This is a genomic window from Paraburkholderia sediminicola (assembly GCF_902859805.1).
Classification (GTDB): Bacteria; Pseudomonadota; Gammaproteobacteria; order Burkholderiales; family Burkholderiaceae; genus Paraburkholderia; species Paraburkholderia sediminicola.
The window spans coordinates 56518-79787 of the sequence record NZ_CADIKC010000009.1; the positions used below are offsets into that span (position 1 = coordinate 56518).

The window sequence follows — 23270 nt, forward strand, 5'->3', positions numbered from 1 at the left end:
CGCGACGACCGCCGATGTGCTAAAACGACGATACGGACTCAGCCGAGGTGCATCTTGGGGAAAATTGCCGTCACTTTGCAGCAGGCGCTCGCACAGCGCGCGCGGGAAGGCACGCGCGGCAGCACGAACGCGCGTCCGCTGGCCCAGGGCGCGAGCTGGGATGTCGCGGACATCCTCTGCACCTTCGGTCCACGCGATCAGCCGTTCGAGGAACGGCACGCGGGCGTGTGCATCGCGATGGTGGTGGCCGGTTCGTTCGGCTACCGGACAGCGACGGGACGCGCGTTGCTGACCCCCGGCGCGCTGTTGCTCGGCAATACGGGTGACTGCTTCGAATGCGGCCATCGGCATGCACCCGGTGATCGCTGCATTGCCTTTCGCTATGCGCCAGCGTACTTCGAGCGGCTGGCCGCGGACGCGGGCATCGCGAGCGGCGATCTGAACTTCAGGCGCGCGCGCATTCCGTCGTTACCTGCGTTGTCGCCGCTAATCGCGCGGGCCTGTGCCGGCGCCCTCGATACGGGCGGTGCGGTGTGGGACGAACTCGCGGTCGAAGTGGCCGTCTCGACGCTCAAGGCGGCGGGTGCATTGAAGCGCGCGGAACCGCCCGCAAGCGCCGTGGCCTGGTCGCGCGTAGCGCAGACGGTGCGCCTGATCGACGACACGCCAGGCGCTGCGCATACGCTGACGAGCCTCGCTGCCGCGGCGGGTCTGAGCGAGTTCTACTTCTTGCGCACGTTCCAGCGCGTGACTGGCGTGACACCGCATCAATATGTGCTGCGCGCGCGCCTGCGAGCGGCGGCCTTGCGCCTTCACGACGACAGCGCGAAGGTCGTCGATATCGCGTTCGACTGCGGCTTCAACGATCTGTCGAATTTCAATCACGCGTTTCGCGCGGAATTTGCGTCGAGTCCGCGTGCGTGGCGCGCGCGAGGCAGGGCGCGTCGCGCATGACGCGGTGGTTCGTGTTCGTTGAGCTAGCCGCCGCGTTGGCGCTGGTTGCGGGTGCAACCGTCGCGCAGGCTGAGGGGAGTGTTTCGAGCGCCTCCAGCACCCCAAACGACGACCTCTCCCCCTCGACGACGGAGCGCGACGTCCACCTCTTCGTGATCCAGAAAGACGGCTCCGTCGAAGAACATGACGACACGGTCCTGCGGGCCAACACGACGAGCGGCGTCGACGATATCGCGCAACGCTACGTGTGGTTCAACAAGGACATCGAGCGGGTGCAACTGCTGACCACGGAAACGATCGATTCGAACGGCGTCGCGCATCCGGTCGGGCCTGAAGCGATCCGCGACGTGCAGGAGCCCCGCTCGGCGGGCGCGCCGAGTTTCGAAGACGGCGTGTTGCGCACCGTGATCTTTCCGGGCGTCGAACCCGGCTCGCGCGTGCATCTGGCGTTTCGCAAGACGCGCACGAAGCCCCTGCAGGCCGGCACGTTCGCCTATCTGGTCGAACCGACGCGCGAGCCTGTCGAGATGCAGCGCCTGATCTTCGACCTGCCCGCCGACGTGCCGCTTTATGCCGACGCGCGCGGCTACGTCGCGCTGCAGCCCGTCACGGCGAACGGCCGCACCCGCTACGAGTTCGATTACCAGCACGGTCCGTATGCGCCGCTCGAAGCGGGCGCGGTGGGCTATGCGAACTGGGGCGACCGGCTGATGGTGTCGACCGTGCCGGACTTTGCGAATTTCGCCGCGCGTTATCGCGGTCCTGCTGCCGACGCCACGATGAGCGACCCGGCCATCGTTCAACTTGCGCGGAGCCTGACCGCGGAGGCAAGCGATCCGCGTGCGAAGGCGCAGATCCTGTACGACTGGATGCGCCTGAATATCCGCTACGTTGCGCTGTTTCTCGGCGAGACGGCGGCGATCCCGCATAAGGCGATCGACATCCTGCACAACCGCTATGGCGACTGCAAGGACCACGTCGCGTTGTACAGCGCGCTTCTCGCCGCGGTCGGCATCCGCAGCGAGGCTGTGCTGCTCAATCTCGGGCCGTACTACAGTTTGCCGGCGGTACCCGGCTACGGCGAGAGCGCGATCAATCATGCAATCGTCTGGATTCCTGATCTATCGCTATTTGCCGACACCACGGCAGGAGGCATGAGTTTTGGTTATTTGCCGCCGAGCGTGATGGACCGGCCCGTTTTGCTGGTCGACGAGGGTGTATTGGCGCGCACGCCGGCCACGCAGTTGCGCGAGCGCACGGCGCGCCTGCAGATCGATATCGATGAGAGGGGGGCGGCGAACTACGCCTATCGCGTGGAAGATGCCGGCTATACCGCGGAGCTCGAACGCAATATGTTTCGGCGGGTAACGAGGCAGCGCACGCAACAGATTGCGGCGAATCGTCTATTGCTGACGGGCCTGCATGGCACAGCGCAGTTGCGCACGGACGATCTGAGTTCGACCGATGGACCTTTTTCCACCTCGATGCAGGGACGGGTGCCACATTTTGTCTGGACTGATGGGACGACAGCAGTGCCGGCCCTGACGAGCTTATCGGGCGGAATGGCCGGGCAGGTGCAGGCGTGGCTGGCGGAGCCTTCGCGCACGCAGCCCTGGGCGTGCATCGGCGGGGAATTCGATGAAACGCTGGCCATGACACTGCCGGGGTTCGCCCGCGTGACGGATGTGCCGCCAGACGCCGCGGTGAAGGATCGTTTCCTCGAGTTTTCTTCTCACTACGTGTTCGATCCTGCCACGCGGGTCTTGCAGGTCAGGCGACACCTGCGCGCCGCGTTCGGCCATCAGATGTGCTCTGCGGCCGACTTTGCCGGCGTGAAGGATGATCTGATCCGGATCGAGCGGGATCTCGACGCCGAGGTGGTGTTGAAGGCAGTCAGGTAGGTGCGGCATCGACCGTGCCGACGGCAGCGGCGGTACTTCTTTACCGCCGCTGCCGCATGAACAGCAACGCCGTCATGGGCAACAAGAGACGCTCAGCTTAACTTCCGCTCTTGGTCACGATAGGCACCCAGGCGCCGTTCTTGACCTGATACAGCGTGGAAGCGCCGCTTTTCAACGCCCCGGTGCTATCGAACGAAATCTTCCCGGTCACGCCGTCGTAATCGAGTGCCTTGAGCACCGGCCGGTAGACCGCCGGCGAGGTGGATTTTGCCTGCTGCATGGCCTTGATCGCGGCCCATGCCCCGTCATATCCAAACGGCGCGTACGACAGGATATCCACCCCGAAGCGCTTCTTGAACTTCGCGGAGAAGTCCTTGCCGCCCGGCAACTGGGCCAACGGCCTGCCGTATTCCCAGGCCATCGCGCCTTCGGACGAGTCGCCGGCGAGCTTGATGAAGTCCTGGTCCATCACGCCGCCGCCGCCCACCAGTTGCGCGTTCATCCCCAGTTGCTTCATCCGCTTCGCGAAGCCGGCCGCCTGCGTATCGAGACCGCCGAAGAAAATCAGATCGGCGTTAGTCGCCTTGATCTTGGTGATCTGCGTGCTGAAGTCCACCGCATGATTGTCGGTGTATTCGCGCGTCACGATGGTGCCGCCGTGCGCCTTCACCGCCTTCTCGAACTCGTCGGCCTCGCCCTGGCCGAACGCGGTGCGGTCGTCGATGATCGCGATGCGTTTGGCCTTCGTTACCTCGACGGCGTAGACGCCCGCGTTGCCGGCGTTCTGCGCATCGGTGGAGATCACCATGAAGGTGTTCGCGAAGCCGCGCCCGGTGATGATCGGGTTGGTGGCGGCCGGGTCGATCACAGGAATGCCGGCCTGCTCGTACACCTGGGAGGCAGGAATCGTCGTGCCCGAATTGAAGTGGCCCACGACCACCGAGACGCCGGCGTCGACCAGCTTCTGTGCGGCCTGCACGCCGACGCGCGGGTCGGCCTGGTCATCTTCGGAGACGAGCTGGAATTGCGCGACCTTGTCGCCGATCTTGATCTTCTGGGCGTTGGCTTCCTCGATGGCAAGCCGGACACCGTTCTCCAGATCTTTCCCGTAGCCCGCGTTGGCGCCTGTCAGCGGTGCGGCGAAGCCGATCTTTACCGGCAGGTCGTCGGCGAAACTGGCCAGCGGCGCGATCGCGAAGGCAGCGCCAACGAACAGTGCAAGCGGTTTCAGCGTGTTGCGAAGACTCATGGTCTTTCTCTCCATCGACAGTTTCAGGTGTGAAAGCAGTAAGGCGGTAACGCTGGATCGACGCGCAAGCATGGGTTCGACTTCGCATGGCGCGCGTCATCAAGAGTACGGACGATCGGTCGCCATCAACAATGCTGGAATACGCCGGTAGGAAGAACCCTTGGGGCGTGCGCAATGGCGTTCACATGCCGGTCAATCTGGCGCGAATATAGAAAGCCAATTTGCGACCGTCTTGGCAGTTCGCGGCGCTTTGAATGAGCATTTCGGCATAGCCCGCACAGCGCTTGGGCTGGCGGCCTGTCAGCGGCGGCGTGCGGGTGCGGATTGCGGCATATGCTTAAGAAGCATGGGCCGCTGCGCGGGTGGGTAAACGGGGGGAATGCAGCCTGCTTGTTAAGGCCTGGGTTACGGCTTGCGGATGATGCTCGAGAAACCGGCGCGAGCGCGCCGGCCTGAAACTACATTCTCACTGCTCGCCTTGCTGGCGCAGCAACTCTTCACGCAGACGCAGCAGGGGCGCCTTGGTTTCGTCGTCGGCCCAGGTGTCGAGATCGTCGATTGCGCGCTGGCAGCCGTCGAGCACCAGGTCGATGTCCACCGGAACGCCGTTGTTCAGCGCGAATTCGATGGTCTCGGCGAACTGCTGGCACTCGTCCTCGCCGTACGAAATGTCGAGGTTGTCGGCGATGATTTCGGCGATGTTGCTGCGCGCCTTGTCGTCGGGCGTCACCATTTCGACGATGCCGCGCGCCACCGCCGGCGAATAGAACAGCGCGATGTCGAGCCACTGTGCGGGATCGAAGTCGGCCTGGTCGAACTGGTTCTCGAAGTACTCGATCGCTTCCTGCTCGTGCGCTTCGTCCGCGTCGACACTGACGCACAACTGCTCAAAAAATTCTTCCCGCTCGCTGCGGATATAACCGTCCATCGATGCCTCGTCTGCTGAATGCCGGATGCCTGAAAATTGAGGCGCGGGCGGGTAGCGGCCCGCGCCTGCTCGGCACGCATTATAGGACCTAAGCCGTTTCCGCCACCCACGCGTCGAACCATTCACGCGGTTGCGCGATTTCGTTTTGCGCCGCCACCAGTTCCAGTTCATAGCGCCCGGCCTGCCATGTCGCTTTCACGACGGCGTTCACGGCGGCCAGCGTGTGCTCGAAGGCCGAGCGGATCGAATCGCCCAGCAGCGTGCGGGCGACGAAAACCGCGCTCGTCAGATCGCCGACGCCCACCGGCTGCCGCGCGAACGGATAGAGCGGACGCTGGCCCATCCAGGCCTCGCGCTCGGTGACGACCAGCATGTTGAAACGGTCGGCGGGACTGTTGCGATCGAGCAGGTGTTTCACCAGCATGAGCTTCGGCCCGCGAGCGATGACCTCGCGGCACGCGGTCACGGCTTCTTCGAGCGTCTCGATCTCGCGGCCCACGAGCCGCTGCAACTCGGTATGGTTCGGCGCCATCGCGTCGGCGACTTCCGGCATGGTGCGCACGAGAAATTCCTGGATGCCCGGTTCGACCTTGCAGCCGCTCGCGGCGCCCATCACCGGATCGCAGAAGTACCACGCGCGCGGATTGGCGGCCTTCACGGCCTTGACGATCTCCAGCACCGCTTGCGCCTGCTCGGGCGTGCCCAGATAGCCGGACAGCACGGCGTCGCAGCGCGGCAGCATGCCGATCGCGCCGATCCCCTCGACGAGCTCTTCCATCTGCGAGGCCTCGATCGCGCCGCCGGTCCAATGGCCGTATTGCGTGTGGTTCGAGAACTGCACGGTATTGAGCGGCCAGACATTGACGCCGAGCCGCCGCATCGGGAATTCGGCCGCGCTATTGCCCGCGTGCCCGAAGACGACATGTGACTGGATGCTCAGAACGTTTTTCGTCATGGTGTGGCCCGCGCAAGCGTGGTGCGCGATCAAAGAGAACAGAAGGATGGCCGCGGTAACGAACCGGCTTTGGCCGGGCGCCTGAAGCGGCGTGACTGTATTTCGTGACTGTGTTTCAGATGGTGCAAGAAAAATGCGCGATCTGCATAGTCAGGAAACAATACATGAGTTTGTCACGCGCGAGTCGATCCGTCCCCGAGTTGTTGCGTCCAACCATCAAACGGGGCCGCCTGGGAGAACTACGACGAAGGCTTGTGCGAGGGCGTCGGCCGCGCTAAATCCGGCACTCAGCGACTCGGGTAGTCGCTGAAATGGTGCGCGGCAGCGATTCAGGCGAGTTCCCGATACAAGGCCAGATAGCGCTCGGCCGAGGCGCCCCAGCCGAAATCCTGATGCATCGCGCGACGTTGCGTGGCTTTCCACTCGGTGCGCCGGTCATAGAGCGCAAACGCGCGGCGGATCGCCGCCGCAATGCCCTTCGGCTCGAATCGTTCGAATACGAAGCCTGTAGCGAGGTCCTCGGCGAGATTTTCGAGCGATGCGTCCACAACGGTATCCGCGAGGCCGCCGACGCAATGCACGAGCGGCAGCGACCCATAAGCCAGCGCATACAGTTGCGTGAGCCCGCAGGGCTCGAAGCGCGACGGCACCGCGATCACGTCGCTACCCGCGACGATCGTATGCGCGAGCGTTTCGTCAAAACCCAGTTCGACCGCCACCGATTCCGGATGCGCGTGCGCGGCGCGTTTCAAACCGTTTTCGAGCGCCGGGTCGCCGGTGCCGAACACCACAAGCTGACCGCCGCGTTTGACAATTTCCGGCACCGCCTCGAGCAGCAGGTCAAGGCCTTTCTGTTCGGTCAGCCGGCTCACCACGCCGAATAGCAGCGCATCGCTTTTCTGCGCGAGGCCGAAGCGCTTTTGCAGCGCCTCCTTGCAGGCCAGTTTGCCGGCCAGACGGGTGTCCGTGTAGTGATCTTCGAGCAGCGCGTCGGTAGCGGGATTCCACACCGAGTAATCGACGCCGTTCAGGATGCCGCTCAGATCGTGCGAGCGATGGCGCAGCAAGCCGTCGAGCCCGCCGCCTTGGGCGAGAGTCTGGATTTCGCGGGCGTAGGTGGGGCTGACGGTGGTGATGCGGTCGCTGTAGTAAAGGCCAGCCTTGAGAAACGACAACTGCCCATAGAATTCGACGCCGCGCATGCTGAAGAAGTCGTCAGGCAGCGCTAGCTGGCCGAACTGATGCGCCGGAAACACGCCCTGATACGCGAGGTTGTGCACCGTAAAGACGCTGCGCGCGAACGAGCGGCCGTGCTGCCGTTCAGCCGCCTTCAGATAGGCGGGCGCGAGTCCGGCATGCCAGTCGTGCGCATGGACGATCTGCGGTGCCCACGCCGGGTCGAGGTGCTGTGCCAGTTGGGCCGCGACCCAGCCGAGCAGGGCGAAGCGTTGCGCGTTGTCGCCGTACGGTACGTGTTCGTCATTCAGATAGGGGTTGCCGGGCCGGTCGTACAGCGAGCCCGCGCGGATTACGTAGACGATCAGGCCGTTCGACGGCAGCGTGCCCTGTTCGAGCGTGACGCCCGGCGAGTCGAAGCGGCGGCCCAGCTGCGCCACCGGCCGCAAGTCCGTCAAGCCGGCGACCACCGCCGGAAAGCCGGGCAGCAGCACCCGTACGTCGGCGCCGCGCTCGATCAGCGCGGGCGGCAACGCGCCCGCGACGTCGGCGAGACCGCCCGTTTTGAGGAGGGGATACAGCTCGCTTGCGACGTGCAGGGCGCGAATCGTCATAGGCTCGGTCTCGTTCCTGTTAGTGCGGGTTTGCGGCAGGTCCGCGGCAGTTTGCGCGGGCGGCAAGACGGGCGGCCGGCTATTGGCTGTTGGCTATTAGCCAGCCGGTAGCCAGCCCGTTCGTTTTGCCGCCCCGGCGACGACTACGTTCCCCTCTGCCGCAGTGCGTCGGGCGTGACCAGCACGACGCCGTCGTCGGTGCGATAGAAGCGTTCGGCGTCCGCCGCCGGATCTTCGCCGATCACCGTGCCGTCCGGAATGGTGCAGCCGCGGTCAATCACCACTTTCTGTAGCCGGCAACTCGCGCCGACGGTGACCTGCGGCAATAAGACTGCCTCATTGATATTACAGAACGAACTCACTTTGACGTTCGATGACAACACCGAACGTGAAATCTGCGAGCCGGAAATCACACAGCCGCCGCACACGATCAGGTTGTTGCCGGTGCCTTGCAGACCTTTCATATCGCGTACGAACTTGGCGGGTGGCAACTGCTCCTGATACGTCCAGATCGGCCAGTTGCGGTCATACAGGTCGAGCGTCGGGATAGTGGAGGCAAGATCGAGATTGGCGGCCCAGTAGGCGTCGATCGTGCCGACGTCGCGCCAGTACGGCTCGACCGTCGGGTCCGACGACACGCACGACATGCTGAACGGATGCGCGATCGCCGTGCCTTGCGTGACGACGCGCGGCAGGATGTCCTTGCCGAAGTCGTGATCGGTGTCGACGCTCGAGATGTTCTCTTCGAGCAGCGAATACAGGTAATCGGCGCTGAACACGTAAATGCCCATACTGGCGAGCGCCGAATCCGGGCGGCCCGGCATGGCGGGCGGGTCGGCGGGTTTTTCGACGAAGCCGGTCACGCGGCGGTTTTCATCGACAGCCATCACGCCGAAGGCCACAGCGTCCATGCGCGGCACCTCGATACAGCCGACCGTGCAATCCGCGCCGCTTTCCGCGTGATCCGCGATCATGCGTGTGTAATCCATCTTGTAGATGTGGTCGCCCGCCAGCACCACCACGTATTTCGGCCGGATCGAGCGGATGATGTCGAGATTCTGGAACACGGCGTCCGCGGTGCCGCGGTACCAGTGGGCGCCTTCTACCCGCTGCTGCGCCGGCCAGAGATCGATGAATTCGCCGAATTCGCCGCGCAGGAAGCCCCAGCCTCGCTGCAGGTGGCGCAGTAGCGAGTGCGCCTTGTATTGCGTGACCACCGCAATGCGGCGGATGCCGGAGTTCAGACAGTTGGAGAGCGCGAAGTCGATGATCCGGTATTTGCCGCCGAAGTGCACCGCTGGTTTGACGCGCTTGTTCGTGAGCGGCCCGAGCCGCGTGCCCCGTCCGCCCGCGAGGACGATGGCGAGGGTGGTGCGTTGCAGATCGTTCAGCCGTGCCGGAGTTTCCATGTCTGTCTCCTTTGTTGACCGGGTTGGCGTGTGGACGGGCGTTAGCGCTTTGGCTGCCGGCCAGAATTCGCATGTCCGCAGGAGGTAGCGCTTTAGCGCTTACTCCTGCCCCATGGCGCGAACTCTGAGCCCATGCCTGGCACTTATTCCAGCCTCACAGCGCTTACTCCGGTCCCTTGCAAGATAGTTGCTGATTGGTATGCCCCGGGTGGTCTTGTTATCTCGCTCTGCGTTATTGATTCGTGCTGCCAGGCGGCTTTCGTCTTCGCGGGCCCGTCTGCTAGTTCTAGCACTGATTTGCCGCGGGCGAATAGTCTGAATTGTGCGGATGCAACTCGCGCGGCCGTCTTGCGAACGATCAACCCTTGTGCGGGACGCATCCGTGCGCCACGACACATAGGGCGCAAGGCGAACCGTCGCAATATGCGTGCCACACCGGCCGGCGCCGCCTGAGCCTGCGCGCGCGGCAGCAGAGTCCGCCGGAGCGTCGTAGAATCGGCCGCTCCGAACGGGGTGCGGGCGTTGCTTTCCAGCGTCCGGAGCCTGCATGCTTCCCGCCGATTTCCCTTTGCAAGAAAACGATCGATGAATCTTCGCCGTCAGTCTTTGTTCGCCATCTTGAGCGCCTGCGCGCTAGCCACTGCGTCCGGTGCATTCGCCGCTACGCCCGCCAGTGGGGCTGTTGTGGGTAGTGCGGCCAGTTCGGGGCATTCGGGTGGTTCGGGTGGATCTCACGCCCAGCCCGGTTCCGCGGTTACCAGCGCCGCTCCGGCTGCGGCCGTCGACAACGGCGGTCCGGCGTACGGCCCCGAGTTGCAGGGCTTCAACTATCCGGCGCCGGTCGAGCAATACGACTTCACTTCGCAAGGTGTGGCGCTGCACATGGCGTACCTGGATATCGAGCCGGAGCATGCGAACGGTCGCACAGCCGTATTGCTGCACGGCAAGAACTTTTGTGCGGCGACGTGGGACGCGACCATCCATCGTCTGAGCGACGCCGGTTACCGCGTGATCGCGCCGGATCAGATCGGGTTCTGTAAATCAAGCAAGCCCGAGCACTATCAGTACAGCTTTCAGCAACTCGCGCGCAATACGCATGCGCTGCTCGAATCGCTCGGCGTGACCAATGCGACCGTGATCGGCCATTCGACCGGCGGCATGCTCGCGATCCGCTATGCCCTGATGTATCCGCATGAAACGCAGCAACTGGTGCTGGTCAATCCGATCGGGTTAGAGGACTGGAAGGCGAAAGGTGTGCCGTCTTTATCGGTCGACCAATGGTACGAGCGCGAGTTGAAGACGACGGCGGACAGCATTCGCCGTTACGAGCAGGCGACCTATTACGCCGGCCAGTGGCGCGCCGACTATGAGCCGTGGGTACAGATGCTGGCGGGGATGTACCGCGGCCCAGGCAAACAGATCGTGGCGTGGAATTCCGCGTTGCTGTACGACATGATTTACACGCAGCCTGTTGTGTACGAGCTGGGCCACTTGAGCATGCCGACGTTGCTGCTGATCGGCCAGAAGGACACGACCGCGATCGGCAAGGATGCTGCGCCGCCTGAGGTGCGCGCGAAAATCGGCCATTACCCAGAACTGGGCAAGGCCGCCGCGAAGGCGATTCCACACGCGACGCTCGTCGAATTCGCCGATTTGGGGCACGCGCCGCAGATGCAGGACCCGCAGGCGTTTCATAAGGCGCTGCTCGATGGGCTGGCGGCGGTGCCGGCTAATCGGTGAGTTTTAGCGCGGGGATGAGCCTGGGTCCAAGCCGGGCCTATGGCGTGAGATCAAGTTGAAGCGCTTTAGCCGAGATCAGACCTCAACGCATGAGCTTCATTTGAAGTTTGGAATTGAGTTTGAACTCGCACGGCGCTGACGGAGCGAGGTGAGCGTTGCGACTGGGCAACCTGATGCACGTGTACTTAGGGTAGCCAGCCAATCGACGAAAAAAGAAGGGCGGCCTGTGCTGATACAGGCCGCCCTCTTTTATCACTTGCCTGCGTTGTTACTTACCGGCACCCAACTCTTCGCGCACTTGCGCACCGATCTCAAACGAGCGCAGCCGTGCTGTGTGATCGTAGATTTGCGCGGTCAGCATCAATTCATCCGCACCGGTCTGATCGATGACCGACTGCAGTCCTTCGCGAACCGTATCGCGATCGCCGATTACGGAGCAGGCGAGCGAATGCGCAACGCCGTTCAACTCCATCTCCGACGCTTCAATCCGCTCGACCGGCGGCTGCAATTGACCGGGCGTGCCGCGCCGTAGATTGACGAACTGCTGCTGCAGCGAGGTGAACAGACGTCGCGCTTCCTCGTTGCTATCGGCGGCGAACAGATTGACGCCGACCATGGCGTACGGCTTGTCGAGCGTCGCCGACGGGCGGAATTGCTCGCGATAGACCTTCAGCGCCGTGAACATGTGATCGGGCGCGAAGTGCGACGCGAATGCGAACGGCAGACCGAGCGCCGCCGCCAGTTGCGCGCTGTACAGCGACGAGCCGAGCAGCCACAGCGGCACATGAAGGCCTGCGCCGGGGACTGCGCGAATACGCTGACCCGGCACGGGGTCGGCGAAATAGCGTTGCAACTCGACGACGTCGTCGGGAAACGACTCCGCGCTATTTTGCAGATCGCGGCGCAGCGCGCGGGCGGTGCTTTGATCGGTACCGGGTGCGCGGCCGAGGCCCAGGTCGATGCGATCCGGATAGAGCGAGGCGAGGGTACCGAATTGTTCCGCGATGACGAGCGGAGCGTGGTTGGGCAGCATGACGCCGCCGGAGCCGACGCGGATTTTCTTTGTCCCACCGGCGACGTGGCCGATCACGACAGCGGTGGCCGCGCTGGCGATGCCGGTCATGTTGTGGTGTTCTGCTAGCCAGAAGCGGCGATAGTTCCAGTTTTCCGCATGCTGGGCGAGGTCCAATGTGTTTTTGAACGCGTCCGCGGGGGTGGCGCCTGCGATGACTGGCGATAGGTCCAGGACCGAAAAGGGGATCATTTTCTGTTCATTTGCTGATTCGGGCGCTTTCGCGCGATGGGGCATTGTGGCAAAGGTTTTGGTTTTCTGCTGATCGCGTGGGGATGTCCACGTTCGTGGAAGGGGGTTATTGGTTTGTTGCCTTTGGCGGCGGCATTTGGCCGTGTTCTTAGGGCTTTGGCCTTTCCTTGCATTGTTAGTGGTCTATTAGCGTTCCCCCTGTGCGGGGGGGGCACCTACTTTTCTTTGCCGGCTGCAAAGAAAAGTAGGCAAAAGAAAGCAGCTCAAACCGCTAATGCTAAGTGGGCGCCGTGGTTTTCTGCGGGTAGTGGTGCATCTGGAATCTGTGTTCGTGCCCCTGCATACGCCAGTGACAAGGGCGTCATTCTTCCGGCGGCGCTGCGCGCGCCGAAGCGCCATTCATAAAACCGCCCGCTACGTTTTGATGCTCACTCCTCGCCAGCGGGCCGTGGCTCGTCTTTGCTCCGCCACCGCCACCGCCACCGCCACCGCCACCGCCACCACAGCCGCAGCCGCAGCCGAGACCGAGACCGAGACCGAGAGCGAGAGCGAGAGCGAGACCGTGATTGCGGGGCACCGACAAATCATTTGAGGTAGGGGTTCCCGGGTGAATGGAGGAGCACCTCGCCGAGGCGAAGCCGACGGCCCCCACAAACCTCAACCGAAGCACTTGGTTTCCCCGGCAGACCCGTCCGCGACGCACGCAGTGCGAAGTGGGAACTGATGAGTCCTTTGTCACTAACGCCGAATGCGCGAGAGCACAGATTCCAGTCGCACCACTACCCGCAGCAGACCACGGACCCCACTTAGCATTAGCGGTTTGAGCCGCTTTCTTTGCTTATCTTTCTTTGCGGCGGCAAAGAAAGTAAGTGCCGCCCCGCACAGGGGCAACGCCAATAGACCACTAACAATACAAGGAAAGGCCAAAGCCCTAAGAACACGGCCAAATGCCGCCGAACAGGCAACCAACTCAAGACCCCCCACAGCCGCAGGCAAAAAAACCAGACCAAGCCCAGCGCCGCCCCCAATCTGTTACATGCAATTCCGATATAGATATGTCCGATCAATATTTAACAACCGCATGTAGCGCTGCTACCTTAATCCCCTCGAACAGAGCACCGCATCCATTCAGGAAACCCACCGCCCCGCCGGGCAAAAAACCACCCTGGGAGACACCACCGTGTCCATCGAATTCATCGGCATGATCCAGACCCGCAAGGTGTCCGAGACCCACGCCCCGCAAGGGCCGATCATCGACATCGACTACGTGGAGCAATTCGCCCGCGCTCACGAAGCCGCGGGCTTCGACCGCATCCTCGTGCCGCATCATTCGACGAGCCCCGATGCGCTCCTCACCGTCGCCCACGCGGCCAGCGTCACGAGCAAAGTGCATTTCATGTTGGCCCATCGCCCGGGCTTCGTCTCGCCCACGCTCGCCGCGCGTCAACTGGCGACACTCGATCACTATTCGGGCGGCCGTCTCGCCGTCCACATCATCTCCGGTGGCGACGACGCCGAACAACGCCGCGACGGCGATTACCTGTCGCACGACGAACGCTACGCCCGCACCGACGAATACCTGCACATCCTGCGTCGCATCTGGACTGAAGCGAAACCCTTCGATCACAACGGTCAGTACTATCGTTTCGAACAAGGCTTCTCCGAAGTGAAGCCGGTGCAGCAACCCCATATCCCCGTATATTTCGGCGGCGCATCCGCGCCTGCGCTCGAGATCGCCGGACGGCATGCGGACGTCTACGCGCTGTGGGGCGAATCGAAGGCGCAAGTGCGCGAACAGGTCACCCGCGTGCGTGCCGAAGCCGCTAAACACGGCCGTAACGTGCGTTTTTCCGTGTCGTTCCGGCCCATCCTCGCCGCTACCGAAGCAGCCGCGTGGGAGCGCGCGGAGCATATCCTCGAAGAAACGCGGCGGCTGCGCGCGGCGCAAGGCCTCGGCGTCGGCGGCCCGGCGCAAAGTGAAGGCGCGCGGAGGCTGCTCGCGGCATCGGGTGGGTCGGATCGCGTCGATGAACGTCTGTGGACCGGCGTCGCCAAGGAAATCGGCGGACGCTCGAATTCGACTGCGCTCGTTGGCACGCCGGAACAGGTCGCCGAAACGCTCGCGGAGTATTACGCGCTCGGCGTGTCGACCTTCCTCGTGCGCGGATTCGATCCGCTCGAAGACGCCATCGACTATGGCCGAGAACTGATTCCGGCCACTCGCGAACGGATCGCGCGCGTCGAGCGCGTGGCCGCCTGAACGGAGCCGCGATGACCGATCTGTCCGCCGCGTTGCAAAACACCCCGACGCCGCCAAGTACTCACGCGCTGCAAAACACGCCGCCGCCAAGTACTCACGCGCAACAAGAGACCCTGGCGCCGCAAAGCGCTCCCACGCTGCAGGGCGCTGCCGCACCACTAACCTCTAGCCCGCTGCAAGACACCCCAGCGCCGCAAAGCGCCCCCACGCTGCAAAGCGCTGCAGCACCACAAACTGCTAGCGCGCAGCAAGACACCCAGGCACCACAAAGCCCCCCTACGCTGCAAAACACCGCAGATACACCGCCGCTCCAGCGTCACGCGCCGCTGCGCAAATTCTGGTTCGACGACGTCCCGCCGCGCGCCAGCATCGCGGCTGAACGGCGCTATCGGCAGGAGCGGCTCGCCGTGGCGTTTCGCCTGTTCGCCCGCTATGGTTTCGATCAGGGTCTCGCCGGTCATATCACCGCGCGCGATCCGGAGTGGCCCGATCACTTCTGGGTCAATCCGTTCGGCAAGCACTTCAGCCGCATCCGCGTGTCCGACCTGCTGCTGGTGAATTCAGAAGGGGAGATCGTGGTTGGCGAGGGGCCGCTGAATCAGGCTGCCTTCGCGATTCACGCGGCGATTCATGAGGCGCGCCCCGATGTCGTCGCTGCCGCGCACACGCATTCGCTCTACGGCAAGACATGGTCGACGCTCGGCCGCACGCTCGATCCGTTGACGCAGGACTCGTGCGCGTTCTATCAGGACCACGCCTTGTTCGACGACTTCCGCGGCGTGGTGCTCGATACCGACGAAGGTGCGCGCATCGCCGCGGCGCTGGGCGAACGAAAGGCGGTAATCCTGAAGAATCACGGCATCCTCACAGCGGGTCCAAGCGTCGAGGCGGCCGCCTGGTGGTATATCGCGCTCGACAACGCCTGCCATGCGCAATTGCTCGCCGAAGCCGCGGGCACGCCGCAAGCCATCCCGCACGACGTCGCCACGCTCACGCACGAACAGGTCGGCCGCCCCGGTGGTGCACTGTTTGCGTTCCAGAGCCTGCTGGAAGGGCTGGTCGAAGCCGAGCCCGACGTCCTTACCTGAGCACCCCATAAGATGACCCAACGTTTCGATTCGCCGGTTTCGCTCCGGCGCCGCCGGCTCGTGTCCGCGCTGCCGGTCGCGCTGTCTGCGTCATTCCTCGGCGCAACAGGCATAGCTTTGATTTCGACGGCAGCCGCAGCAGCCACACCGGCAGCAAGCGAGAAAGCCGATCCGCCTGTCGATCTCAGCAAGGTCCGTTTGCGCGTTGCAACCTACAAAGGCGGCGACGCTACGTTGCTGAAAACGGCAGGCCTCGCGGACACGCCATATACCATCGACTGGTCCGAATTCCAGTCCGGCAACGCGATGGTCGAGGCGATGAACGGCGGCTCGCTCGATATCGCCTCCGGCAGCGAAATCCCGCCGATCTTCGCGCGGCTGCAGAACGCTCAGGTACGCGTGATCGCCGTCTACAAGGACGACGTCAACAATCAGGTGGTGCTGGTCCCGAAAGGCTCGACGATCCGCTCGATCGCCGATCTGAAGGGCAAACGCGTCGGCTATCTGCGCGCCACCACGACGCATTACTACCTGCTGCGCATGCTCGAAGATGCGGGGCTATCGTTCAGCGATATTCAGGCCACCTCGCTCGCGCCGCGTGACGGTTTCGCGGCTTTCAACGCCGGTTCGCTCGATGCGTGGGCGATCTACGGCTACAACGTGCCGCTCGCGATCTCGCAAGCCGGCGCGCGCGTGCTGAAAAACGCCAACGGCTATTTGTCCGGCAATTACCTGTACTACGGCCATCCGTCGGTGCTTGCCGACCCGCAACGGCGGGCCGCGTCCGCGGATCTGCTGGTGCGCCTGCAACGCGCCTGCACGTGGTTCGGCCAGCATCAGGATGCGTACGCGAAAGTGTTGTCCGCCGAGTTGCGAGTGCCTGAGGAGGCGATCCGCTCGTTGTATCGCAACCAGAGCCAGGCGCGCCGCGTGACCGGCGTCACGGCGGCGGACATCGCCAGCGAGCAGCAGGTTGCCGATACGTTCGCGCGCGCCGCGGTCATCGACCGGCATGTCGACGTCGCACCGTTATGGACCGACACCTTCAACGCCGCGCTCGCCCGCGGTGCGTGACAAATTCAAGTCAACCCACATTCTGAACATTCGATGACTCAAGCCTTGAGACCGGACCGGCTGCGCGCGTTCGTCGGCCGGATTGCGTCGCTCGTCGACGAGCGCGCGCCCGAAGCGCATCTGCTCGACGCCGGCGGCGCCGCGCTGCGCGAGCTGATCGCTCACGACGACTGGTTGCCCGACGCCTTCGCGCAACCGGACCCCGAGCGCTATCAACAATTCCTGTTGCACGCGGATTCGCAGCAGCGCTTTTCTATCGTAAGTTTTGTATGGGGGCCGGGCCAGTCGACGCCGGTCCATGACCACACCGTATGGGGTTTGATCGGTGTGTTGCGTGGTGCGGAAATTGCTCAGGGATATCGCATCACGCCAGACGGCGCGCTGGAAGAAAAGGGGGCGGCAAAGCGCCTCGATGCCGGCGCGGTGGATGCCGTGTCGCCGCGCATCGGCGACATTCATCGTGTGAGTAATGCTTTTGACGATCGTACGTCGATCAGCATTCACGTGTACGGTGGAAATATTGGCGCGGTGACGCGTTCCGTCTATCCGGCCGGCGGAGGCCGAAAAACCTTTATCTCCGGCTACTCGAACGATGTGTTGCCGAATATCTGGAATGTTTCGAAGGAGTCCCTGATCTCATGAGTTTCGCTACAGAATTCCGTACCCGATCATTCAAAGACGTGCGCCGCGCACTGCTCGAGCGTGAAGAAATCGCGCTCGTCGACGTGCGCGAGGAGGATCCGCACGCACGCAGTCATCCGTTGTTCGCGGCCAACCTGCCGCTCTCGCGACTCGAACTCGAAGCGCCGGTGCGTCTGCCGCGCCGCGACGTGCCGGTCGTCGTGTTCGACGATGGCGAAGGGCTTGCCGAACGCGCCGCACGCCGGCTGAGTGAGCTGGGCTATACCGATGTCGCGTTGCTCGATGGCGGTTTGCAAGGCTGGCGCGAGGCGGGCGGTGAGCTGTTCCAGGACGTCAACGTGCCGAGCAAGGCGTTCGGCGAACTGGTTGAAAGCGAGCGCCATACGCCGTCGCTCGGTGCGCCGCAAGTGCTGGCGCTGCTCGATCATGAAGCCGATGTGGTGGTGCTCGACGCACGCCGCTTCGACGAATACCAGACCATGAATATTCCCGGCAGCATCAGCGTGCCTGGCGCGGAACTGGTGCTGCGTGCGCGGCAGCTCGCGCCGAATCCCGCCACGCGGATCATCGTCAATTGCGCCGGGCGCACGCGCAGCATCATCGGCGCGCAGTCGCTGATCAATGCAGGCGTGCCGAATCCGGTCGCGGCGCTGCGCAATGGCACCATCGGTTGGACGCTTGCGGGTCAGGCGCTCGCGCACGGCAGCTCGCGCCGCTTCGAGCCGATTGCCGACGACACACTTCGCCTCGCCGCCGCCGATTCCGCTCGCGGGGTGGCGGATCGCGCCAGGGTAGGCCGCACGTCGCGCGACGAAGCGCGTCGCTGGGCCGACGAAGCAGTACGCACCGTCTATCGCTTCGACGTGCGGACGCCGGAAGAATACGAAGCGGGCCACGTGCCCGGTTTTCGCAATGCGCCGGGCGGTCAACTCGTGCAGGAGACCGATATGTTCGCGCCGGTGCGCGGCGCGCGCGTGATCCTCGCCGACAACGACGGCGTGCGCGCGAATATGAGCGCGTCGTGGCTCGCGCAGATGAACGTCGAGGTGTATGTGGTGGACGGCCTGGGCAACGCGGACTTCAGCGAAAAGGGCGCCGCGCCCGCCGCGCGCCTTGCACCCACGCCGCCTGTTGTCGAAGAAATCACGCCGGCCGGACTGGTGACGCTGCTGCAATCGCCCGGCACCGTCGTGCTGGATTTCACGACCAGCGCGAACTATGTGAAGCGCCATATTCCGGGCGCATGGTTCGCGATTCGTGGGCAACTCGCCGAAGCGTTGCGCAAGCTGCCGGATGCGCAGCGTTATGTGGTGACCTGCGGCAGCAGTCTGCTTGCGCGCTTTGCCGCGCCTGAGTTGGCGGCGCTGACGGGCAAGCCGGTGCAGGTGCTAACCGGCGGCACGAACGCGTGGATTGAAGCGGGCTTTGCCGTGGAGAGCGGTGAGACGCGGCTGGCGTCGCCGCGCATCGATCGCTATCGTCGTCCGTATGAGGGAACCGATAACGCGCGCGAAGCGATGAACGCCTATCTGGAGTGGGAGTATGGCCTCGTTGCCCAGCTTGGGCGCGATGGTACGCACGGTTTTCGCGTGATCTGACGCGCAAGCGGCGCGTGGCTCAGGCCGCGCGCTGTGCTCGCGCTTCCTTGAATTGCCGCTCGATCGCCGCGCCGAAGCGTTCGACCGGCTGCTGCAGTTTGCCCAGCACGCGCGGATGCACGAGCCAGATATCGATAAGCGGCTTGAAGTCGCTCATCGACACGATGTCGAGTGCGTTCGCGTGAGCGCTGGCGTGCAGCAGCGGTAAGGGCACGAGGCCGAGACCGTTGCCGTCGGCGATCAGTTGCAACTGCAGTTCGGTGCCGAGCGTTTCCAGATTGAGCTTGAGCGCAAGCCCGAGACCTGTCAGCGTGCGTTGCAGGCCGTCGCGAAAGCCGCATCCATCTGGATTCAACACCCACCCGATCGACTGGCATTCCGCCAGCGTGTGCGTGCGTTTTTTCAACATGCCTTTCTGCGCAACCACCGCCAGTTTGATGCGGCCGAGCGAGCGGGCCGACAGGATCTCGTCGAAGGTCTTGTTGCTGGGCAGCAGGATCGCGGCGGCATCGAGTTCGCCCTGTTCAACGCGTTGCAGAAGCTGGCTGCCCCAACCGGTCGACGCGCGCGCCTGCAGATCCGGATAAGCCGACTTGAGGCCGCGCATCGCATCGGTCAGCGCGATATCGGCAATGGTCTGCGCGACGCCGAGGCGCAGCGTGCCCACCGGCGGCGTGTCGGCGGCGACGATCTCGCGCAGCACGTCGAGTTCACGCTGGATCACGCGGCATTGTTCGTAGACGATGCGACCCGTTGCTGTCGCCTTGAGCGGACGTGTATTGCGGTCGAGCAATTCCACGCCGAGCGCCTCCTCGAAATTTTGCAGGCGGCGCGTGATCGCGGGCTGCGTGAGGCCGAGTGAGAGCGCAGCCTGTTGCAACGACTGACAGCGAATGACGGTGACGTAGGCGTCGATTTCATCGATCTTCATGATGAGCGGTGACTTGATGAGTGCGCAACGAAGCGCAAGATTCGTGCGTTCGATGATACCTGTATCGATGTGTGCGCACGCCTCGCCGGTCAATAAAATTCGCATATTTGCTTAGCAGAATAATGCGTTTGTCTTATACAGATGCGTGCCTTATCGTCGATAGCACATTATCTGAATGCTACGACGTAATCGCCACCATGCCGACTCCCGGTTCTTCGTTCTCCGCCTCATCTGTCTTGCAACGTGCGTTGCTCAAACCACTCGGCGCGGCTGCGCTTGCACTGCGCGCGATGCTTTGCGCAACGCAGTCTTATGCGGCGGATCTACCGGTGCTCAAAGTCGGCGACCAGTCCTTGCAAACACGCGGCATTCTCGAAGCATCCGGACAACTCAAAGACTTGCCGTACAAGATCGAGTGGTTCAACTTTCCTGCCGCGCAACCGCTTGGCGAAGCACTGAATGCCGGCGCGGTGGATGTCGGCGGACTGGGCGATGCGCCGCTCGTGTTCGCGCTCGCAGCCGGCGCCCGGGTGCGTGCAGTCGCGGCAACCCGGTCGAATCCGCTGGATCTTGCAATCGTCGTCGGCGCGCAATCGCCGTTGAACGATGCAGCGAGCCTGAAGGGCAAACGCATCGCCACAACGCGCGGCTCGATCGGCCACTATCTCGCGCTCGCCGCATTGAAGAAGGCCAATGTGCCGGTCAGCGACGTCACGTTCGTGTTCCTCGCACCAGCCGATGCGAAAGCGGCGCTGGCGTCGGGCAGCGTCGACGCATGGTCGGTGTGGGACCCATACACCGCGCTCGGTGAAGCGCGCGATCACGATCGCATCATCGCCAACGGCGTCGGCCTGTCCGAAGGGCTCAGCTATCAGGTTGCGACCGAACGCGCGATCGCGGACAAGCGCGCGCAGCTTGCCGACTTCCTGCGACGCGTGGCGATCGGCCAGCGTTGGGCGCTTTCGCATCCCGACGAAGTAGCGGCGATGCAATCAAAAGTCACTGGCCTGCCGACCGATGTGCTGAAAACCGTCTATCAGCGCGGCCAGGTGCATCCGGTTGCGATCGACGACAGTGTCGTCAGCGCGCAGCAGCGCACCGCCGATACCTACGAAGCCGCCAACGTGATTCGTGCGCATCTCGACGTGCGTACGAGCTTCGATCGCAGCTTCCCGCTGCCCTGATCCTTGATGCGGCCTGCCGGAGTCCTCGCATGAATGCCCCGATTGCAGATAGCGCGGTGACGCGCCGTCATCCACCGCTCGATAGCGATGCGTTCGACGCACTGCTTGCACGGCTCACGAGCGAGTTCGCTGCCGGTGCGGCTCACCACGACCGCACAGCCGAATTTCCGCACGCCAATCTGACGCGCCTGCATGAATTCGATCTGCTCTCGCTGACGGTGCCCGCAGCGCTTGGCGGCGCGGGTGCGAGCTTGCCGCAGGCCTTGAAGGTGGTGCGCGCGGTGGCGCGCGGCGAGCCGTCCACGGCACTCGTGCTGGTGATGCAATACCTGTTTCATCATCGCCTGCAGGGCAACCCGCATTGGCCCGTCGAACTGCGTGAACGTGTGGCGCGTGAAGCGGTACGCGATGGCGCCTTGATCAACTCGCTGCGCGTCGAGCCTGAGTTGGGCACGCCGGCACGCGGCGGTTTGCCATCGACGATTGCGAAGCGCAGCGCCGATGGCTGGATCATCGACGGCAGCAAGCTGTACTCGACCGGCAGTCCAGGTCTAACGTGGCTTGCGGTATGGGCGCGCAGCGACGAGACGCCGCCGCGCGTCGGCGTGTGGCTGGTGCATCGGGAGACGCCGGGCGTGCGGGTCGGCAGCGAGTGGAATCATCTCGGCATGCGCGCCACGGGCAGTCACGAGCTTGTGTTCGACAACGTGTTCATACCAGCCTCTCATGCGGTTGACGTTCATCCGCCCGGCGAGCCGGGCGCGGGACTCGATGCGCTTGGCTTCGCGTGGATGAGCGTGCTGTTGTCGGCCGTGTATGACGGCGTCGCGCGGGCCGCGCGCGACTGGTTCGCGCAATGGGCCGCTGAACGCACGCCCGGTAATCTCGGCGCGCCGCTCGCGAGCCTGCCTGCGTTTCAGCAGACGCTTGGCCGCATCGACGCGCTTCTGTTCAGCAATCGCGTGCTGCTCGACGCAAGCGCGCACACAGAACACGTGACACTCGATGAAGCGCCGCTCGTCAAATACACGGTGACGAATCAGGCCATCGAGGCGGTGCAACTGGCCGTCGAGGCGAGCGGCAATCCCGGCCTGAGTCGTGACAATGCGCTCGAGCGTCACTATCGCGACGTGCTGTGCGCGCGGATTCATACGCCGCAGAACGACTCGGTGCTGCAAGGGGCAGGGCGTGCGGGTTTCGCTGCGTATGTCCACGCGTAGGGGGAACCGCGCGACCGCCGCGCAAACCGGGCGCAGCGCCTGCGCGGTCACTGCAAATCCTCTGCCAATTCGGTGTAAACGCGCTCTCGTTTAAATCCGCCAATCCGTTTAGATTAGCTCCACTTGGAAGGCTTATCGAGGGACCAGGGCGGCCAAACAAGCAGCGGTCCGCCATTCCGGCGACGGCGCAAGGTCAGAGGCCAAGGTCTCTGACCGCTTCGCCCGGGACCGGACCGCTGCGCGTCGTCCGCAATGCTGCATTTCAGGCGGCTGTTCAGCCGCTCTTTGGTTTCCGGTTTGACCGTATCGACCGACTTGGCGACGCTTTGCACAGCGTCGCCTTTTTGTTTGTGGCGCCGGTTTCTCGCATTCCACAGCAATCCATGTCGCACGGCGGCCTTTGAGCGCATTGCCTGCCTCGCTCGCGGTTTTTCGCGCACGCGGTTATCCTGTAGTACACCCTACACAATGGGATGCGGGCGAATTGCCGCTTCGCGTCCGTACAGGAAACTCGCTGTGAGCCTGAAACTGCTTACTGTCGCGATGCTGGCCGCGTGCGTTGCACTGACCGGTTGCGACGACCAACAGAGCGACCGCGCCGTGCAAAAACTCAAGGAATTCTTCAACGCAGTCAAGCCGGATGCGTTGCTACTCAAGAATATGACGCCGGGCATTACCACCGAGGCGCAGATCCGCGATCAGATGGGTAAGCCGGAAACCGAACGCACGTTTACCGATGGTTCGAAGCGTTTCGAATATCCGCGGGGCCCGCAGGGGCTGAACACGTACATGGTCGACATCGACCGTGACGGCAAATTGCAAGCCATTACGCAGGTGCTGACCGCCGACAACTTCGGGAAGATTCGCATCGGCATGACTGAAGACGAAGTACGCCGCCTGCTCGGCAAGCCAGGCCAGGTCGCCGTGTTTCCGCTCAAGCCGGAAACCGTGTGGAGCTGGAAATGGCGCGAGGGCGGTGTGACTGAAGAAGGCATTTTCAACGTGCACTTCGACCAATATCAGAAGGTGTACACGACATCGCGCTCGGACGTGATACGCGGGCGCTAGCCGGCAAAAGGCGGG

At 63.6% G+C, this 23270-nt stretch carries 19 protein-coding genes; 11 read left to right on the top strand and 8 right to left on the bottom strand.

The features are described 5' to 3' along the window. Positions 1–54 precede the first annotated feature (54 nt). Both R8871_RS27400 and R8871_RS27405 read left to right on the top strand, forming a co-directional pair. Positions 55–954, top strand: a complete 900-nt coding sequence (locus tag R8871_RS27400; RefSeq protein ID WP_175053274.1) for a helix-turn-helix transcriptional regulator — start codon at positions 55–57, stop codon at positions 952–954. Beyond that, positions 951–2855 (top strand): DUF3857 domain-containing transglutaminase family protein, encoded by a 1905-nt coding sequence (locus R8871_RS27405; protein WP_175053275.1) that lies wholly within the window; start codon positions 951–953, stop codon positions 2853–2855. Before R8871_RS27400 ends, R8871_RS27405 begins: the two co-directional genes overlap by 4 nt. 97 nt (positions 2856–2952) lie before the next feature. On the opposite strand, the gene R8871_RS27410 is transcribed toward R8871_RS27405, so the two are convergent. The 5 genes from R8871_RS27410 to glgC form a co-directional block, all read right to left on the bottom strand. After that, positions 2953–4104 carry a branched-chain amino acid ABC transporter substrate-binding protein gene (locus R8871_RS27410; protein WP_175053276.1) on the bottom strand — a complete coding sequence of 384 codons (1152 nt, stop codon included), beginning with the start codon at positions 4102–4104 and terminating at the stop codon, positions 2953–2955. 466 nt (positions 4105–4570) lie between these two features. Further along, complete coding sequence (locus R8871_RS27415) at positions 4571–5032, bottom strand: hypothetical protein (RefSeq protein WP_175053277.1); 462 nt, start codon at positions 5030–5032, stop codon at positions 4571–4573. A gap of 88 nt (positions 5033–5120) precedes the next feature. Beyond that, positions 5121–5987 (bottom strand): pyridoxal kinase PdxY, encoded by an 867-nt coding sequence (pdxY, locus tag R8871_RS27420; protein ID WP_175053278.1) that lies wholly within the window; start codon positions 5985–5987, stop codon positions 5121–5123. A 329-nt stretch (positions 5988–6316) separates the two neighbouring features. Then, a complete protein-coding gene (glgA, locus tag R8871_RS27425; RefSeq protein WP_175053279.1) occupies positions 6317–7777 on the bottom strand; it encodes a glycogen synthase GlgA in 1461 nt (486 codons plus the stop codon). Between the two features lie 143 nt (positions 7778–7920). Continuing rightward, entirely contained in the window at positions 7921–9186 is a 1266-nt protein-coding gene (glgC, locus tag R8871_RS27430) for a glucose-1-phosphate adenylyltransferase (RefSeq protein WP_175053280.1), read from the bottom strand. A 585-nt stretch (positions 9187–9771) separates the two neighbouring features. Between glgC and R8871_RS27435 the strand changes: the two genes are divergently transcribed. Continuing rightward, entirely contained in the window at positions 9772–10926 is a 1155-nt protein-coding gene (locus tag R8871_RS27435) for an alpha/beta fold hydrolase (RefSeq protein ID WP_175053281.1), read from the top strand. Positions 10927–11194: 268 nt separating this feature from the next. On the opposite strand, the gene R8871_RS27440 is transcribed toward R8871_RS27435, so the two are convergent. Continuing rightward, the gene (locus R8871_RS27440; protein ID WP_175053282.1) at positions 11195–12190 is read right to left on the bottom strand and encodes an LLM class flavin-dependent oxidoreductase; all 996 of its coding nucleotides are present in this window, start codon (positions 12188–12190) and stop codon (positions 11195–11197) included. Positions 12191–12551: 361 nt separating this feature from the next. Further along, positions 12552–12767 carry a hypothetical protein gene (locus tag R8871_RS27445; protein ID WP_175053283.1) on the bottom strand — a complete coding sequence of 72 codons (216 nt, stop codon included), beginning with the start codon at positions 12765–12767 and terminating at the stop codon, positions 12552–12554. Between the two features lie 603 nt (positions 12768–13370). Here R8871_RS27445 and R8871_RS27450 point away from each other — a divergent pair. The 5 genes from R8871_RS27450 (at position 13371) to R8871_RS27470 (ending at position 18852) form a co-directional block, all read left to right on the top strand. Next, positions 13371–14450, top strand: coding sequence for an LLM class flavin-dependent oxidoreductase (locus tag R8871_RS27450; RefSeq protein WP_175053284.1), 1080 nt, complete (start codon positions 13371–13373; stop codon positions 14448–14450). Between the two features lie 281 nt (positions 14451–14731). Then, the gene (locus R8871_RS27455; protein WP_175053542.1) at positions 14732–15538 is read left to right on the top strand and encodes a class II aldolase/adducin family protein; all 807 of its coding nucleotides are present in this window, start codon (positions 14732–14734) and stop codon (positions 15536–15538) included. Between the two features lie 12 nt (positions 15539–15550). After that, a complete protein-coding gene (locus R8871_RS27460; RefSeq protein ID WP_175053285.1) occupies positions 15551–16612 on the top strand; it encodes an ABC transporter substrate-binding protein in 1062 nt (353 codons plus the stop codon). Between the two features lie 33 nt (positions 16613–16645). Beyond that, on the top strand, positions 16646–17254 hold the full coding sequence (locus tag R8871_RS27465) for a cysteine dioxygenase family protein (protein WP_175053286.1): 609 nt from the start codon (positions 16646–16648) through the stop codon (positions 17252–17254). Further along, positions 17251–18852, top strand: a complete 1602-nt coding sequence (locus R8871_RS27470; RefSeq protein WP_175053287.1) for a rhodanese-related sulfurtransferase — start codon at positions 17251–17253, stop codon at positions 18850–18852. The genes R8871_RS27465 and R8871_RS27470 overlap by 4 nt, the downstream gene beginning before the upstream one ends. 19 nt (positions 18853–18871) lie before the next feature. Here R8871_RS27470 and R8871_RS27475 read toward each other — a convergent pair whose 3' ends face one another. Next, the gene (locus R8871_RS27475) at positions 18872–19783 is read right to left on the bottom strand and encodes a LysR family transcriptional regulator (protein WP_175053288.1); all 912 of its coding nucleotides are present in this window, start codon (positions 19781–19783) and stop codon (positions 18872–18874) included. Between the two features lie 197 nt (positions 19784–19980). Here R8871_RS27475 and R8871_RS27480 point away from each other — a divergent pair, with 197 nt between their 5' ends. The 3 genes from R8871_RS27480 to R8871_RS27490 all read left to right on the top strand — a co-directional run bounded on the left by R8871_RS27480 (position 19981) and on the right by R8871_RS27490 (position 23255). Beyond that, a complete protein-coding gene (locus R8871_RS27480; protein ID WP_175053289.1) occupies positions 19981–20967 on the top strand; it encodes an ABC transporter substrate-binding protein in 987 nt (328 codons plus the stop codon). 29 nt (positions 20968–20996) lie between these two features. Further along, positions 20997–22187: an acyl-CoA dehydrogenase family protein gene (locus R8871_RS27485; RefSeq protein WP_175053290.1), complete on the top strand. Its 1191-nt coding sequence runs from the start codon at positions 20997–20999 to the stop codon at positions 22185–22187. 516 nt (positions 22188–22703) lie between these two features. After that, entirely contained in the window at positions 22704–23255 is a 552-nt protein-coding gene (locus R8871_RS27490) for a hypothetical protein (protein WP_175053291.1), read from the top strand. The last annotated feature ends 15 nt before the right edge of the window (positions 23256–23270 follow it).

Excerpts from the sequence above, each read along its gene's own strand:
- R8871_RS27475 (WP_175053288.1), bottom strand. The coding sequence starts at position 19,783 with ATGAAGATCGATGAAATCGACGCCTACGTCACCGTCATTCGCTGTCAG.
- pdxY (WP_175053278.1), bottom strand. The coding sequence starts at position 5,987 with ATGACGAAAAACGTTCTGAGCATCCAGTCACATGTCGTCTTCGGGCAC.
- R8871_RS27410 (WP_175053276.1), bottom strand. The coding sequence starts at position 4,104 with ATGAGTCTTCGCAACACGCTGAAACCGCTTGCACTGTTCGTTGGCGCT.
- glgC (WP_175053280.1), bottom strand. The coding sequence starts at position 9,186 with ATGGAAACTCCGGCACGGCTGAACGATCTGCAACGCACCACCCTCGCC.
- R8871_RS27460 (WP_175053285.1), top strand. The coding sequence starts at position 15,551 with ATGACCCAACGTTTCGATTCGCCGGTTTCGCTCCGGCGCCGCCGGCTC.
- R8871_RS27435 (WP_175053281.1), top strand. The coding sequence starts at position 9,772 with ATGAATCTTCGCCGTCAGTCTTTGTTCGCCATCTTGAGCGCCTGCGCG.
- R8871_RS27480 (WP_175053289.1), top strand. The coding sequence starts at position 19,981 with ATGCCGACTCCCGGTTCTTCGTTCTCCGCCTCATCTGTCTTGCAACGT.
- glgA (WP_175053279.1), bottom strand. The coding sequence starts at position 7,777 with ATGACGATTCGCGCCCTGCACGTCGCAAGCGAGCTGTATCCCCTCCTC.
- R8871_RS27415 (WP_175053277.1), bottom strand. The coding sequence starts at position 5,032 with ATGGACGGTTATATCCGCAGCGAGCGGGAAGAATTTTTTGAGCAGTTG.
- R8871_RS27440 (WP_175053282.1), bottom strand. The coding sequence starts at position 12,190 with ATGATCCCCTTTTCGGTCCTGGACCTATCGCCAGTCATCGCAGGCGCC.
- R8871_RS27470 (WP_175053287.1), top strand. The coding sequence starts at position 17,251 with ATGAGTTTCGCTACAGAATTCCGTACCCGATCATTCAAAGACGTGCGC.
- R8871_RS27405 (WP_175053275.1), top strand. The coding sequence starts at position 951 with ATGACGCGGTGGTTCGTGTTCGTTGAGCTAGCCGCCGCGTTGGCGCTG.
- R8871_RS27465 (WP_175053286.1), top strand. The coding sequence starts at position 16,646 with ATGACTCAAGCCTTGAGACCGGACCGGCTGCGCGCGTTCGTCGGCCGG.
- R8871_RS27485 (WP_175053290.1), top strand. The coding sequence starts at position 20,997 with ATGAATGCCCCGATTGCAGATAGCGCGGTGACGCGCCGTCATCCACCG.